The organism is Propioniciclava coleopterorum (assembly GCF_011393335.1).
Lineage (GTDB): Bacteria > Actinomycetota > Actinomycetes > Propionibacteriales > Propionibacteriaceae > Propioniciclava > Propioniciclava coleopterorum.
This window is the reverse complement of record NZ_CP049865.1, coordinates 404,628-419,071: the sequence shown is the minus strand read 5'-3', so window position 1 is coordinate 419,071 and position 14,444 is coordinate 404,628. Positions and strand designations below refer to the sequence as shown.

Annotated in this window: 16 protein-coding genes, 1 tRNA gene and 1 pseudogene; 4 read left to right on the top strand and 14 right to left on the bottom strand. The window is 72.3% G+C overall.

Features of this window, described 5'->3' with window-relative positions:
* Window positions 1-36 precede the first annotated feature (36 nt).
* From G7070_RS02000 to G7070_RS01950, 11 genes and pseudogenes are all read right to left on the bottom strand, one after another.
* Window positions 37-112, bottom strand: a tRNA-Lys gene (locus G7070_RS02000).
* Between the two features lie 53 nt (window positions 113-165).
* Entirely contained in the window at window positions 166-882 is a 717-nt protein-coding gene (locus G7070_RS01995; RefSeq protein ID WP_166231559.1) for a type 1 glutamine amidotransferase, read from the bottom strand.
* Window positions 879-2,042, bottom strand: coding sequence for a Mur ligase family protein (locus tag G7070_RS01990; protein WP_206080063.1), 1,164 nt, complete (start codon window positions 2,040-2,042; stop codon window positions 879-881). Before G7070_RS01990 ends, G7070_RS01995 begins: the two co-directional genes overlap by 4 nt.
* A 217-nt stretch (window positions 2,043-2,259) precedes the next feature.
* Window positions 2,260-3,198 (bottom strand): ABC transporter substrate-binding protein, encoded by a 939-nt coding sequence (locus tag G7070_RS01985; protein WP_166231556.1) that lies wholly within the window; start codon window positions 3,196-3,198, stop codon window positions 2,260-2,262.
* A 29-nt stretch (window positions 3,199-3,227) separates the two neighbouring features.
* Window positions 3,228-3,887: an ABC transporter permease gene (locus G7070_RS01980; protein ID WP_166231553.1), complete on the bottom strand. Its 660-nt coding sequence runs from the start codon at window positions 3,885-3,887 to the stop codon at window positions 3,228-3,230.
* A complete protein-coding gene (locus tag G7070_RS01975; protein ID WP_166231550.1) occupies window positions 3,884-4,564 on the bottom strand; it encodes an ABC transporter permease in 681 nt (226 codons plus the stop codon). The genes G7070_RS01980 and G7070_RS01975 overlap by 4 nt, the downstream gene beginning before the upstream one ends.
* The gene (locus G7070_RS01970; protein ID WP_166231547.1) at window positions 4,561-5,373 is read right to left on the bottom strand and encodes an ABC transporter ATP-binding protein; all 813 of its coding nucleotides are present in this window, start codon (window positions 5,371-5,373) and stop codon (window positions 4,561-4,563) included. Before G7070_RS01970 ends, G7070_RS01975 begins: the two co-directional genes overlap by 4 nt.
* Before the next feature lie 134 nt (window positions 5,374-5,507).
* Entirely contained in the window at window positions 5,508-7,550 is a 2,043-nt protein-coding gene (locus G7070_RS01965) for a transketolase family protein (RefSeq protein ID WP_166231544.1), read from the bottom strand.
* Between the two features lie 160 nt (window positions 7,551-7,710).
* Window positions 7,711-9,105, bottom strand: a pseudogene (locus G7070_RS01960) (PTS ascorbate transporter subunit IIC); the annotation flags it as partial.
* Between the two features lie 18 nt (window positions 9,106-9,123).
* Entirely contained in the window at window positions 9,124-9,399 is a 276-nt protein-coding gene (locus tag G7070_RS01955; protein ID WP_166231538.1) for a PTS sugar transporter subunit IIB, read from the bottom strand.
* On the bottom strand, window positions 9,396-9,872 hold the full coding sequence (locus G7070_RS01950; RefSeq protein WP_166231535.1) for a PTS sugar transporter subunit IIA: 477 nt from the start codon (window positions 9,870-9,872) through the stop codon (window positions 9,396-9,398). Before G7070_RS01950 ends, G7070_RS01955 begins: the two co-directional genes overlap by 4 nt.
* A gap of 148 nt (window positions 9,873-10,020) precedes the next feature.
* On the opposite strand from G7070_RS01950, the gene G7070_RS01945 reads away from it, so the two are divergent.
* The 3 genes from G7070_RS01945 (at window position 10,021) to G7070_RS01935 (ending at window position 12,324) form a co-directional block, all read left to right on the top strand.
* Window positions 10,021-11,268 (top strand): ROK family protein, encoded by a 1,248-nt coding sequence (locus G7070_RS01945; protein WP_166231532.1) that lies wholly within the window; start codon window positions 10,021-10,023, stop codon window positions 11,266-11,268.
* Window positions 11,269-11,363: 95 nt separating this feature from the next.
* The gene (locus G7070_RS01940; RefSeq protein WP_166231529.1) at window positions 11,364-11,720 is read left to right on the top strand and encodes a DUF2200 domain-containing protein; all 357 of its coding nucleotides are present in this window, start codon (window positions 11,364-11,366) and stop codon (window positions 11,718-11,720) included.
* A 10-nt stretch (window positions 11,721-11,730) separates the two neighbouring features.
* Complete coding sequence (locus G7070_RS01935; RefSeq protein ID WP_206079894.1) at window positions 11,731-12,324, top strand: DUF1697 domain-containing protein; 594 nt, start codon at window positions 11,731-11,733, stop codon at window positions 12,322-12,324.
* Here the strand turns inward: G7070_RS01935 and G7070_RS01930 are convergent.
* The 3 genes from G7070_RS01930 to G7070_RS01920 are packed head-to-tail and all read right to left on the bottom strand — an operon-like array spanning window position 12,296 to window position 13,964.
* Entirely contained in the window at window positions 12,296-12,883 is a 588-nt protein-coding gene (locus G7070_RS01930) for a hypothetical protein (protein WP_166231526.1), read from the bottom strand. The two genes, G7070_RS01935 and G7070_RS01930, sit on opposite strands and share 29 nt — an antisense overlap.
* Before the next feature lie 14 nt (window positions 12,884-12,897).
* The gene (locus G7070_RS01925) at window positions 12,898-13,488 is read right to left on the bottom strand and encodes an OmpA family protein (RefSeq protein ID WP_166231523.1); all 591 of its coding nucleotides are present in this window, start codon (window positions 13,486-13,488) and stop codon (window positions 12,898-12,900) included.
* Window positions 13,485-13,964 (bottom strand): hypothetical protein, encoded by a 480-nt coding sequence (locus G7070_RS01920; protein WP_166231520.1) that lies wholly within the window; start codon window positions 13,962-13,964, stop codon window positions 13,485-13,487. The genes G7070_RS01925 and G7070_RS01920 overlap by 4 nt, the downstream gene beginning before the upstream one ends.
* Before the next feature lie 120 nt (window positions 13,965-14,084).
* On the opposite strand from G7070_RS01920, the gene G7070_RS01915 reads away from it, so the two are divergent.
* A complete protein-coding gene (locus G7070_RS01915) occupies window positions 14,085-14,444 on the top strand; it encodes a DoxX family protein (RefSeq protein WP_166231517.1) in 360 nt (119 codons plus the stop codon).

Here is a 14,444-nt window from a genome sequence, read left to right as displayed (position 1 = left end):
GAAAGGCCCGGACGCTGCTGCGTCCGGGCCTTCACGTGGTACACCGCCAGGGACTCGAACCCTGAACCCGCTGATTAAGAGTCAGCTGCTCTGCCAGTTGAGCTAGCGGTGCGCGCGAGAAAGAACTTTAGTGCATGCCTGCCCGAAAGGCGAATCGGGCGGGCATCAGCGCCGCACGAACTCCAGTCGCTCCCGGCGCAGCCCCGCGATCTCCTTCTCGCCCCGGGCGAGCGGCTCGAGGGGACGCCCCAGCGCCAGCTCCAGGAGGTGATCGGCGAGCTCGGGGTTCCGGGCCAGGACGGGGCCGTGCGGGTACGTGGCCACGACCCGACCCTGCACGGCGCCCTCGAAGCCGCGTCCGTCGTTGCCGACGCCGACCTGCACGCGGGCCAGCGGGGAGGCGTCCGGGCCGAGCGTGGTGTAGCCGCCGTGGTTCTCGAAGCCGGTCAGCAGGGTGGTGGTGCCGTCTGGCCTGGTCCACTCGGTCAGGATCTCGCCGACCGCGCGGGTCGGGCCGCGTCGGGTCTCGACGTCGAGCAGGCCCAGGCCCTCGCGGACCTCGTCGTTCTCCCCGATCGTGAACGTGGTGCCGCAGATCTGGTAGCCGGCGCACACGGCGAACAGCACCGCGCCCTCGCCCAGGGCGTCGAACAGCTCCCCGCCCCGGCGCAGCTCGCGCACGGCGGCGGTCTGGGCGTTGTCCTCGCCGCCGCCCAGCAGGTACACCGCGCCGTCGCGCGGCAGCTCGTCGCCGGGCTCCACCTGGATCACCTCGGCGTCGATGCCGCGCCACTGCAGCCGCTTGGCCAGCACCTTCGAGTTGCCCTGGTCGCCGTAAATCCCCAGCAGCGACTGGTACACCAGCACGATCTTCACGGTCATCGCAGCCCTGCCATCTTCAGTAACTTCTGGAACGGGGTGTAGGTGGCGATCACGTCCACCGGGTCGGGGGTGCCGCGGACCGCGCGCACCGCGTCGGCCACGTCGAGGATGACCTCGTGGTCGACGTCGCCGTACTCGAGGCGGACCGCCAGGTCGTAGGCGCGGGGGCCGGTGCAGATGACGTGCCGGTCGCCCAGCTGCTCGAAGTCGACGTCCCACAGCCAGGAGACGTCCTTGCCGTCGGCGGCCACGGAGTCGATGGCGAGGATGACCGGGTCGGTCTTCAGCAGGGGCAGCGATTCCGCCCAGCCGGCCGGATTCTTGCTCAGCACGAGCCGCACCAGCGACTCCCCGATGGTCGCGACCGCGAAGCGCCCCGCCGGCGAGCGGACCGTGGAGAAGCCGGCCAGGGCGTCGGGCACCGCGACGCCCAACTGCACCGCCGCGGCCAGCGCGCACGCCGCGTTGGCGACGTTGAAGGCGCCCGGCACGTTCAGCCGGGTCGCGACGATCGTCCCGTCGGGCAGTTGCACGTCGGTGCCGCGGACCACGTAGTCGGCGGCCGGCTCGGACAGGGGGCAGGCGGGGCAGTCCCACGCGCCGGTGGGGGAGCCCTCGGACGGGTTGGTGCGCTGCAGGAGCCCGCCGCACTCCGGGCACAGCGCGGCGTCGGCGGTCCACGTGGACGCCGTGTCGATCCAGATGACCCGGTGCGCGGTCTGCGCCGACCAGACGATCAGCGGATCGTCGGAGTTGGCCACCACGACGGGGCCGTCGGGCCCGGCGGCGGCCAGCGCCTCGCGCCACGAGCGGGCCAGGAACTTGATCTCGTGGTTGCGGTCGAGCTGGTCGCGGCTGAAGTTGAGCATGACGAGCACCTCGGGCCGGCCCTGGGCCAGCAGATCCTTCACCACGCGCTCATCTGTCTCCAGGACGGCGAGGTCGGCGCGCGGCGCCTTGGCCAGCGCCGAGGCGATGCCGTAGTGGAGGTTGGCGCCGTCGGCGTTGGTCACCAGGCGGCCGGCCTCCGACCCCAGGCCGGCACGCAGGGCGGCGGCCAGGAGGTGGCTCGTGGTCGTCTTGCCGTTCGTCCCGGTGACGGCCGCGATCCGGCGTCTCTTGACCAGGGCGCCGAACGCGCCCGGGTAGGCCCGCGTCAGGATCTGGCCGCGGATCGAGGCGCCGGACCCCTTCCCGAGGGCACGGGACGCCAGCGCGGCGGCGTCGCCCAGCAGCGTGCCCACCCCCAGCCGGATCCGGTCGAGGGCCGGCAGCGGGGACGGCACGGCGCGCGCGTTCAGGTCGTTCACCACGCGCCCATTGTGCCAGTGGCCGTGTTACGGGCCCGCAACGCCGCCGCCGACGTGCCGGTCCCGGCTAGAGCAGGCCCTTCTCCTTGAGCCAGGCCGACGCGATGTCGGCGGACTTCGCCTGCTCGTCGACGCTCTTGGCGTTGAGCTGCTGCAGATCGGTCGCGGTCAGCTTGGCGTCGACGGCGTCGATCGCGGCCGCGGCCTTGTCGTCCACCTTGCTGGACACCACCGGGGTCACGTTCTGCGGCAGGATCAGGTGCTCGGGATCCTGCAGCGTGACCAGGTTGTTCTTCACGATCGACGGATCCGCGGTGTACAGGTCGGCGATCTGCACCGTGCCGTCGGTGAGCGCGCGCAGCGTGAGCGGGCCGCCCGAGTCCTCCACGGGCACGAGTTCGAGGGTGACCCCGTAGGCCTTCTGGACGCCCTCGGGGCCGTACGGGCGGGTCGCGAACTCGCTGTTGGCGGCGATCTTAAGCGGCTGCGGGGCCTTGGTCAGGTCGCCGATGCTGCTCAGTCCGTGCTGCTGCGCGAAGGCCTGCGTGACGGTGTAGGAGTCCTGGTCGGACGCCTCGGCGGGCTTGAGCGCCCGCAGGCCCGCGGGCAGCACCTTGGCCAGGGTGGCGGTGATCTCGGCCGGGTCGGTCGCGGTGGCCGCCTTGTCGTAGTACTGCATGAGGTTGCCGCTGTACTCGGGGATCACGTCGATCTTGCCGGACTCCAGCTCGGGCAGGTAGATCTCGCGCTGGCCGATCTGGTACTGCCGGCTCACGCTGAAGCCCGCCTTCTCCAGCACCTGCGCGTAGAGCTCGGCGATGATCTCGTTCGAGTAGTACTGCTGCGACCCGACGGTGAGCGAGCCGCCGCCCCCGCCGGCGGCGGTCGTGGCCGGGCCGGTGGTGGGCTGGGCGGTGCCGAGCGGGTCGCCGGAGGCGCAGCCGGCGAGCACGCCGAGCCCTCCGACGGCGGCCAGTTGGGTGAGACGACGACGGGAGAGAGACATGGCTGAGTCCTTTCGTTCGGTGCAGGTGGTCAGCGGAAGCGGGTGGGGGAGGCGAGGCGCTGCGCGGTGGCGAACGCGATGTCGCACACGAGCGCCAGGGCGACGACGAGCAGGGACGCCGCCAGCATCTGGGCGTAGTCCTGCGTCTTGAGGCCGAGGAACAGGAAGCGGCCCAGGCCGCCGGCGCCGACGTAGGCGGCCAGCGTCGCGGTCGCGATCACCTGCAGGAACGCCGAGCGGATGCCGCCGATCAGCAGCGGCAGGCCGAGTGGCACCTCGACGCGGAGCAGCACCTGCATCTCGGTCATGCCGGACGCCCGGGCGCCGTCCACGGCCTGCTTGTCGGCGGACTCCACCCCGGAGTACGCGCCGGCCAGCACCGAGGGCAGCGCCAGCACGATGAAGGCGACCATCGGCCCGACCAGGCCGATGCCGAACAGGATGCCCAGCAGGGTGACCAGACCGAGGGTCGGCAGCGCGCGGGCGCCCCCGGAGATGCCCACGGCCAACCCGCGCAGCCTGCCCGTGTGGCCGACCCACCAGCCGGCCGGGATGGCGATGACGCAGGCCACGAGCACGCCGAGGACCGAGTACGCCAGGTGCTCGCCGAGCCGCACGCCGATGCCGTTGGCCCCCGGCCAGTGCGTGGGGTCGTTGATCCAGGCGATGGCGTCCAGGAGGTAGTTCACGCGGCCACCTCCGCCACGGCGTCCTGCGCCTGCGTCCGGACGGGACGCTTGCGCGTCCACGGCATCAGGACGCGGCCCAGCAGCACCAGGAGGCCGTCCAGCAGGAGCGCCAGGACGACGGTGAGGATGATCCCGGTCACGATCTCGGCGAGGATGCCGCGCTGGAAGCCGTCGGTGAACAGCGACCCGAGGCTGGGGATGCCCAGCACCGCGCCGACGGTCACCAGGGAGACGGTGCTCACCGCCACCACGCGGACGCCGGCCAGCAGCGTCGGCCCGGCCAGGGGCAGTTCCACGGTGAGGAAGCGGCGCAGCGGCGGATAGCCCATCGCCTTGGCGGCGTCCAGGGCGAGCGGGTTGACCTGCCGCAGCCCGTCGGCGGTCAGCGGCAGCATCAGCGCCAGCCCGTAGATGGTGAGGGCCACGATGATGTTGGCCGGGTCGCGCGTCTGGGTGCCGATGATGATCGGCAGGACGATGAACAGCGGCAGCGACGGGATCGCGTACGTGAGCCCGGCGCCGGTCAGCAGCGGGGTGCGCAGCCAGCGGAACCGGTTCGCCAGCCAGCCCAGCGGCACGGCGAGCAGGAAGCTCAGCGCGATCGGGGGCAGCGCGAGCGTGAGGTGGCTGGCGAGGTAGCCGGCCACCGCGCCCAGGTTCTCCAGCAGCCACGTCACGCGGGCGCATCCCCCGCCAGGACGCCGGCCGCGCGGCCGAAGCCGTCGACCAGGACGCCGTCCTTGTCGAACAGGTCGCGGCTGCCGCGGTCCAGGCCCATGAAGTCGGCCACGAACGGGCTCGCGGGCGCGCCGAGCAGCTCGGGCCCCGTCCCGCGCTGGGCGACGTGGCCGCCCTCTTCGAGCAGGATGATCTGGTCGCCCAGGCGCAGCGCCTCGTCCACGTCGTGGGTGACGAAGACGATGGTCTTGGCCAGCGTCTGCTGGATCCGGAGCAGTTCGTCCTGCAGGTCGGCCCGCACCAGCGGATCCACCGCACCGAACGGCTCGTCCATGAGCAGGACGTTCGGGTCGGCCGCGAGGCCGCGCGCGACGCCCACCCGCTGCTGCTGGCCGCCCGAGAGTTGGCCGGGGTAGCGCCTGGCCAGCTTGTCGTCGAGGCCGACCAGCCCCATCAGCTCCCGCGCGCGGGCGTAGGCCTGTTGCTTGGGCTCGCCGTTGAGCAGCGGCACGGTGGCGATGTTGTCCAGCACCGAGCGGTGCGGCAGCAGCCCGCCGTTCTGCATGACGTAGCCGATGCTGCGGCGCAGCAGCACCGGATCCCGGTCGGCGATGTTCTCCCCGTCGATGGTGATGGTGCCCGAGGTGGCGTCCACCATGCGGTTGATCATGCGCAGGATGGTGGTCTTGCCGCTGCCCGAGGACCCGAGCAGGACGGTGGTCTCGTGCGGCGGGAACTGCGCGTCGAAGTGGTCGACCGCGACGGTGCCGTCGGGGTACGTCTTGGTCACGCCGGTCAGCTCGATCATGATGCCTTCGCTGTCGAGGTCGTCGGTCCAGGTGCCACGCTGTTCCGACCACCCTAGCCGCTCGCCCCGACAAGGCCCATGGCGCGGTTCGGCGCCCGGACGCCGCAGGGAAGGTCCCCGCAGCGCCGGCTGCGTCACGCCGGGGTGGTGCGCTCCCAGGTCTGCGTCGCGACGGCGGCGACGTTCTCCGGGGTCAGGCCGGCGCGGCGCAGCAGTTCGGCCCCGTCGCCGGAGTGCCCGAAGTCCTCCACCGACACCACGGCGCCCAGCGGCCCTACGTACTTCCACCACAGGGCGCCCGACCCGGCCTCGACGGCGACGCGGGCGGGGACGTCGGGCCGGACGACGGGCTCGCGGTAGGCGTCCGGCTGCTGCTCGAACCACTCCCAGCACGGCAGCGACGACACCTGGACGCGGCGTCCGGACGCGGCGAGCAGGTCGGCCGCCGCGAGGGCGAGCGACACCTCCGAGCCGGTCGCGAGCAGCACCACGTCGGGGTGCTCCTCGGCGCGGACGACGTAGCCGCCGCGCTGCGCGCCGGCGACCGCGGCGTCCCCGAGCCCCAACCGGGGGACGGCCTGCCGGCTCGAGACGACGACGGCGGGACCCTCGGGGCGCTCCAGGATGCGCCGCAGGGCGCCCAGCACCTCGTCGGCATCCGCGGGGCGCACGACGTCGACCCCCGGGATCAGGCGCAGCGACGAGACGTGTTCGACGGGCTGGTGCGTGGGGCCGTCCTCGCCCACCGCGATGGAGTCGTGCGTCAGGGAGTACAGCACCGGCAGCCCCATCAGGGCCGCCAGCCGCAGCGACGGGCGCAGGTAGTCGGCGAAGACGAGGTAGCCGTTGGCGAACGGCCGGGACAGGCCGCCCAGCGCGATGCCGTTGCTGATGGCCGCCATGGCGTGCTCGCGGACGCCGTAGTGCACCTGCTGGCCGCCCGGCGATCCGGGGCGTCCGGACGCGTCGGCGGGGCGCAGGAAGTTGTCGGACGCCGTGAGCCGCCCGCCGGCGGTGTCGGCCAGGTCGGCCGAGCCGCCCCACAGTTCGGGGAGCCGGGCGGCGAGCGCGGCCAGGTAGCCGGCGGTCGCGGAGCGGATCGGCAGGCTCGGCTCCTCGAAAACCGGGAGGTCATCCCACAGGCCCTCGGGCAGCGCGCCGGCGGCGAGGCGGTCCAGGAGCGCGACGCGCTCGGCGGGGGCGTCCGCGCGCCACGCCGCCAGGTCCCGCTCCCACGCCCGGTGCCGGGCGGCGCCGCGCTCGGCCCGTCCGGCGCGGACCCGCTCCAGCAGGTCGGCCGGCATGGCGAACTGCTCGTCGGGGTCGAGCCCCAGGATCTGCTTGGCCGCGCGGATCTCGTCCTCGCCGGGCGCGCCCGCGTGGGCTCGCGCGGTGCCGCCGACGTGGGGGAGCGGATGGCCGATCCGCGTCCGGACGCGGACGAAGGTGGGCGGCCCGAGGGGGTCGGCCGCCGCGGCGGACGTCAGCGTGGCGTCGAGCGCCGCGAGGTCCTCGCCGTCGGCGACCTCGAGGACGCGGAAGCCGTACGCGGCGAACCGCGCGGCGACGTCCTCGGTCCAGGTGATGTCGGTGCCGCCCTCGATGGTGATGCCGTTGTCGTCCCAGAGGATCACCAGGTTGCCCAGTCCCAGGTGCCCGGCCAGCGACGCCGCCTCGTGGCTGATGCCCTCCATCAGGTCGCCGTCGCCGGCGACGCACCACACCCGGTGCGCGAACGGGCTGGACGGCCCGCCGTCCGGATCGAACAGCTGCTGCTGCCGGCGCTGGTCCATCGCCAGCCCGACGGCGTTGCCGATGCCCTGGCCCAGCGGCCCGGTGCTGGTCTCGACCCCGTTCGTGACACCGCGCTCGGGGTGGCCCGGCGTCAGCGACCCCAGGCGGCGCGTCCGGCGCAGATCGTCCAGGGTGAGCCCGTAACCCGACAGGTACAGCTGCACGTACAGCACCAGGGCGGCGTGGCCTGCCGACAGCACGAACCGGTCACGCCCGGCCCAGGCCGCGTCGGCCGGGTCGTCGCGCAGGTGGGTGCCGAACAGCAGGGTCATGAGCGGGGCGAGGCTGGCGGCGGTGCCCGCGTGCCCGTTCCCCTTCGCCTGCACGATGTCCGGCGGCAGGACGCGGGCGTAGCGGATGATGTCGTGTTCGGCCGTGGCCATCGGGGGCTCCGTTTCGAGGTGAGGGGATGAAAAGGCCGGGTGCCGGGACGACGACGTCCCGGCACCCGTGGTGGTGCGGTCAGGAAGCGGACTTCGCGGCGTCGGCGGCGGCCTTGGCGGCCTCTGCCTCGTCCCTGAGCCACTGCTGGTGCTTCAGGCCGGGGTTCCAGCCGGTGTTGACCAAGCGCTTCTGGTAGAAGCTGGCGCCCACGAGCAGGGCGGCCGCCAGGATCAGGACGCCGATGACGCCGCCGATCGGGCCCAGCTTGATCATGTTGCCGACGAGGATGCCGTACCAGCCGAAGTCCGCGTCGCCGAAGGTGGTGTTGGCGAAGCCGAGGCTGCCCAGCACCGTCAGCAGGAACGCCGGCAGGAAGGAGATCAGCACGCCGTTGGTGAACGCGCCGATGACCGCGCCGCGGCGTCCGCCGGTGGCGTTGCCGAAGACGCCCGCGGCGCCGCCGGTGAAGAAGTGCGGCACCATGCCGGGCAGGATCAGCGCCAGGCCGAACGCCGGACCGAAGATCGTCGCCAGCAGGAAGAACGACACCAGGCCGCCCACGAAGCTGGAGATGAAGCCGATCAGCACCGCGTTGGGGGCGAACGGGAACACGATGGGGCAGTCCAGGGCGGGGACCGCGCCGGGGACGACCTTGCGCGAAATGCCCTCGAACGCCGGGACCAGCTCGGCGAGGATCGTGCGGACGCCGTAGAGGATGATCGAGACGCCGATGCCGAACTGCAGGCCCTGGGCCAGCCCCTTCATGATGAAGTCGCCGCCGTCGGTGGCCTCGAGCAGCTTGAAGGCGGCCTCGTTGCCCACCCTCGCCCACGCCCACGCGCAGAAGATGATGTAGAAGAGCACCATCGACAGGGCCGTGGAGACCATCGAGTCACGCAGGAAGCGGAGCTGGTCGGGGACCTTCAGATCCTCGGTGGACTTGGAGTTGCGCCCGACGACCGAGCCGATGGCGCCCGCGGCGATGTAGCCCAACGTCCCGAAGTGGCCGACGGCGAGCTTGTCGTTGCCGGTGACGTCCTTGGTGAAGGGCTGCGCGAACGCCGGCATGACGGTCATGACCGTGCCGAGCAGGATGGCGCCGACCGCGACCAGGACCCAGGCGTTGAGGTTGGCGACCGAGAGGACCACGGTCAGCATGGTGGCCATGAAGAACATGTGATGGCCGGTGAGGAAGACGTACTTCAGCGGCGTGAACCGCGCGATGACGAGGCTGATCAGGAAGCCCGCGATCATGACCCAGGCGACCTGGGCGCCGAACTGCTCGGCGGCGATCGAGACGATGGCCTCGTTGGTGGGCACGACGCCCTGGGCGCCGGTGGCGGCCAGGATCAGGTTCCCCAGCGGCTCCAGCGACGCGACGACGACGTTGGCGCCGGCTCCGAGCAGGAGGAAGCCCAGCGTGGCCTTGAGGCCACCACCGATCACCTGACCGGACTTCTTGCCCATGGCCGCGAGGCCGATGGCGGTGATGAGGCCGACCAGGTAGGCCGGCACGGACAGGATCTGGTTGACGATGAAATCGAGAACGGGCATGACGCGTCCTGTCGGTGGCTAGGTCGTGGTCGCGTCCGAGATCTGCTGGGCGATCTCGTCGACGTCCATGAAGTTGTTGATGACGCGGACCGGGGTGCTGAGGCCTTCGAGTTCCTCGGCGAGTTCCGCGCTGGTGAGCACCAGATCGGCGGTGGTGGCCGCCCCCTTGGCCGTCCCGATGTCGGTGGCCTCGACGTCTCCGTCGATCCCCAACTGTTCGAGGGCCTTATCGGCGTTCATCTTGAGCAGGATGGACGTTCCGATGCCCATGCCGCACACGGCGATGATCTTCACTTGTCTTCTCCTTGATTCATCAGTTTCAGCAACTCTTCGGGGGTGGTCGCAGCCTCCAGCGCGTCCATGCGCGTGGGGTCGGTGGCCAGCGCGGCCACCAGCTGCAGGGCGGCCAGATGCTCCTCGTGCCCGTGGCTGGCCAGGCCAAGGACGATCTTGACAGGGTCGTTCTTGTCGTGACCGAACCGAACAGGCTCGTCCAGCGACACCCACGACATGCCGGTCCGCAGCACGGCCTCGGAGGCGCGTGCGTGGGCCAGGGCGAAGCCGGGGGCGATGACGATGTACGGGCCGTACCTCTCCACCGCCTGGATCATCTGGTCGGTGTATGCCGTTGTCGAGGCCCCGGAGGCGACCAGAAGGTCTCCGGCCTGCCTGATGGCGTCGCGCCAGTCGTCCGCGTGGGCGTGCAGCCTGATCGCGGCGGGTGGCAGGAGGGGTGCCAGGGGGTTCCGCGCCTGGTCGGAGGGCATCGCTCCACTCCTTTCTGGGACCACTGCGTCCCACTTATGTTCACTCTAGGACGGAAATGAAGGCTGCGCTAGCCTCGTTTCCGAAAAGGGATCGAAACCAAGGAGTGGCGTGGTGGCGGTGAGCCGACCCCCCCGGGGGATCCAGCGAGTGAGCAGGGCGGGTGCGGCGCGACAGCGCGCCCCGTTCCGCACGGAGATGGGCCCCGGTGCCCTGCTGGGCGTGATCATGGAGCGCGGCGGGGGCACCCGCAAGGACCTGATCGAACGGACCGGGCTGGCGCGCGCCACCCTGGAGGCCCGACTGTCGGAACTGCTGGCCACGGGCTTCCTGGTCGAGGACGTCGCGCCCACCACGGGCGGCGGCCGGCCGCCGCGCCGGGTCGCCTTCAACCCCTCGGGCGGCCACCTGGTGTGCGTCGAACTGGGCTCGCGGCGCTCCCGGATCGGCATCGCCGACCTCGGGGGCCACCTGCTCGCCACCGAGGGCCTCGATCTCGACATGGACGCCGGCCCCGGGGTCCTGCTCGGCTCGATCGGTACCCAGTTGCGCGCGCTGATCGCCCGCCGGGGCGTGGACCCCGGCAGCGTGCTGGGCGTCGGCGTCGGGCTGCCCAGCCCGGTCGAGTTGGGCGGCCGGATGGCGCGGCCGCCCTCCACGGGGACGGGACCGCTGGAGGGGCAGTGGGCCGACCTCATCGTGGGGCAGGAGATCGCGGCGTTCCTGCCGGCGCTGGGGATCAGCGCCGCCGCGCCCGTGGTCGTCGACAAGGACGCCAACCTGATGGCCCTGGGCGAGTGGAAGTCGAGCTGGCCACAGGCGCGCGACCTCATCGTGGTCAACGTCGACATCGGTCTGGCATGCGGCATCGTCGCCGGCGGGCAGGTCGTGCGGGGCGCGGCCGGGATGGCCGGCGATCTCGCCCACGTGCCCGACCCCGACAGCGACGTGCGTTGCCGGTGTGGGGAGGTCGGCTGCGCCGAGGTCACCGCGAGTCTGGCCGCGATCGGGCGCGAACTCGGCTACACCACCGACGAGCGCGAGTGGGCCGACCAGATCGCGCGCTCGCTGCACGAAGGGGTTCCCGAGGTGGTCGCGGCCGTGAGCCGGGTCGGAGGGCGCCTGGGGCGGGTGATCGCGGGTGCGGTGGCCACCTTGAACCCGCGCCTGGTCGTGGTCGGCGGCCGGCTGGCGGGGGAGCAGCCGCTGTTCGTCGACGTCATCCGCGAGGCGGCCGTGGCGCGGTTGCACCCGCTCGTCGCGGCCACGACCCAGGTCGTCGGGACGTCGGGGAAGCAGGATGCGTGCCTCCAGGGGGCCGCGTTCGTGGCCCGCGAGAAGGCGCTGGATCCGCTCTTGATCGACGCGCTGATCCTGGCCAGGCTGGGGAACCGCTGAACCGTGACGATCGTCGGCGGCGCCTGGTATCCATGGGACGGGCCGCACGACGGCCGTCCGCAGGCAGGGCCGCGTGGCCCGGAGGAGGAACCATCATGGCCGGACACCGCATCTTCGGCACCAGCTTCGCCAGCATCCACCCGCTGTACGTGACCAAGGCCGAGAAGAAGGGCCGCACCCGCGGCGAGGTCGACGAGGTCATCGGCTGGCTGACCGGGTACGACCCGGAGGGGATCGCCGAGGCCATCGCGGACGAGCGCGACCTGGAGACGTTCTTCGCGGACGCCCCGGCGCTCAACCCGCACGCCGCGCTGATCACCGGCGTGATCTGTGGCCACCGCGTCGAGGAGATCGAGGATCCCCTGATGCAGCAGATCCGCTGGATGGACAAGCTCGTCGACGAGTTGGCCCGGGGGCGCGCGATGGACAAGATCCTGCGGCAGCCCGCCTGAGGGCGCGCCGGTGCGAACCGTGGCGCTGCTGCGGGGCATCGCCCCGAGCGGACGCAACATGTCCAACGCGCACCTGCGCGGCGTCGTCGAGCGGCTGGGCTTCACCGAGGTGGGCTCGGTGATCTCCTCGGGCAACATCACCTTCACGGCTCCGGGCGGGGACGCCCCCGAGGCGCGGTCCGCGCTGGAGCGCCGCATCGAGGGGGCGCTCACCGCCGACCTCGGCCTGAGGAGCCGGGCGCTGGTGCGCTCGCTGCCGCAACTGCGGGGGCTGGCGGCGTCCGACCCGTTCGAGGGGCTCACCCACAGCCCGGAGACCTACCTGACGGTGACGTTCCTGCGCGACCCGGTGGCCGACCCGGCCGTGCTGGACGACCAGCCCGACAAGGACGTGCACGTCCTCGGGCACGACGGGGGCGCGGCGGCGATCCTGTCGGTCGCCGACAACAGCGAGCCCGGCAACGCCCGGCGCTACCTGGCGTGGCTCGAGCGCCGCTTCGGGACGGCGATGACCACCCGCAGTTGGCTGACGGTGCTGCGGGTCATCGCCCGGCTCGAGGAGGGCGGGGCGCCGGTCAGCCCAGGTCGGTCACCGGGACGCTGACGTCTTCGAACCAGAGCCCCCGCAGGGTGACGGTCCCGGTGCCGGCGGGCAGCGGCGGATACAGCACGGTCAGGGGGCCCGATTCCTTCCCGGGCTCGATCCGGTAGATCGGGTTCGCCACCGCGGCCCACTCCCCGCTCTCCTGCTGGAAGGTCACCACCCGATAGGAGTGGGTCGGCGTCTCGAGCCGCGGCGCCTTCTCCCAGGCGCGCGGCAGCGCGTCGCTCGGGCTGGCGTGCTCCGTACCGCCGGTGACCGTGTAGGTCAGGATGGTCGCGGTGTCGCTGCGGCTGAGGCCGTAGATCGTGAAGGTCGAGCCGCGGAAGGACGACGTGGGCTTGGCCTGCGTCGTGGCGACGGCGGTCAGCGTGGGCGGCTGGGCCAGCACCTCGTCCGACCGATCCACGAGCGTCGGCGTCGCGGGCGGCGTGGCGGCGGTGGGCGCCGCGCTGGGGGGCCCACCGCTGGGCGGCGGCTGCTGCCCGCCGCCGGTGCACCCCGACAGCAGGATGGTCCCGGCCAGGGTCGCCCCGAGGACGCGCAGAGATCGAATCAGCATGGTGCCCTCCCTTCTCACTCGGGCAGCTTGATGGTGACCCGGCGGTTGAGCGCCCGGCCCTCGGCGGTGGCGTTCGTCGCGATCGGCTCGGCCTCGCCCTTGCCCACCGCCTCGATGGTGTGGTCGGGGAGCAGCGCCTTCAGGGCCGCTGTCACCGACGCCGCCCGGTTCTGCGACAGCTTGAGGTTGTAGGCGTCGTCGGCGGTGGAGTCGGTGTGCCCCTCGACGATGAGCGTGCCGGACGGCGCCTTCGCCCGGATCGTCTCCGCGGCGTCCGCGATGACCTGGTTCGCGGCCGGCGTGAGGTCGTACTTGTCCACGGCGAACAGGACCGACGCGTCGATCTCGAGGGACTCCTGCGACTCGGAGACCTGCGTGTCGAGGTCCGTCACCATGGTGCGGAGCGGCCGGACGGCCTCAGCGGGCGCGACCGCCTGGGACAGGTCGCCGAGATCGACCTTCGGCCAGCCCGTGCCGACCACGATCGGCCCGGACGCCGTCGCGAGCGGCTCCAGGGGGCCGTCCTCCACGGGCACCGCGTGCAGCAGCTGGCTGCCGACGTAGAGGTCGACGGTGGTCAGCTCCTTCGGGATCGGCGCGATCACCGCGTACGCGACGATGGCCGCGTGCGGTCCGGTCGTGGCGTTGGTGCCGAAGTCGCCGATGTCGGTGCCGAAGCAGCGGCTGCCCCCGCGCGGCGCAGGGCCGTGTAGGCGAGGCCGCCGGCGACGTCCAGGGCGGCCGCGCTGCACTGGACGCTGCCGGCCCCGGGCTCCTGGATGAGCACGTTGAAGAACCCGGTGCCGTAGCTGCTGAAGAGCGTGCGCTCCGCGGCCTCACCCGACCGGGGCAGGCCCATCGAGAAGTAGATGACGGAGGCCGACTCGAGGCGGCGCACCCCGTGCACCGTGAGCCGGGCGGGGATGCGGGTCTCCTGGTCGGAGGAGTTCCCGATCCAGGTTCGCGCGAGCGCGGGCACCCCCTCCACGGTCGGCGGTGGAGCGGGCTCCGCCGCCGCGGGCGGAGCCAGGCTGACGATCAGCGCGCCGGCCAGTGCGGCGACGGTCAGGCGTGATCGCACGGGTACCTCCAGGGGTGGATCGGCGGCAGGGGGCGTCCCCACCTAACGGGTCTACCCGCGGAGGGGTCCCCGCCGGTACTCTCGGCGGACCAGCGCCCGCCCCTCCCGCCCAGGAGCGCCATGACACTCACGCCCGATCCCTGGTGGCCCTGTGTCGTGCTCGCCGGGGTCCTGGTGATCGACGCCCTGCTGGGTGTGCGCCCGCCGGCTTTCGTGCGCGCCTGCCTCGACGGGGTGGGGTTCCCGGAGCGTTGGTGGTGGGTGCTGCTGGTCGCCAAACTGCTCGGCGCCGGGGGACTGCTCGCGGGGCTGTGGCTCCCGGGCGTGGGGCTCGCCGCCAACGTGGGGGTGGTGGCCTACTTCTGCTGCGCGGCCGCCGCGCACGTCCGCGCCCGCTTCCTGCGATCGTCCTTCTGGTTGAACTGTCTCGGCATGCTGGCGTTGTCCTCCGGGGTACTCGTCGTGTCGTTCGTGGTGTAG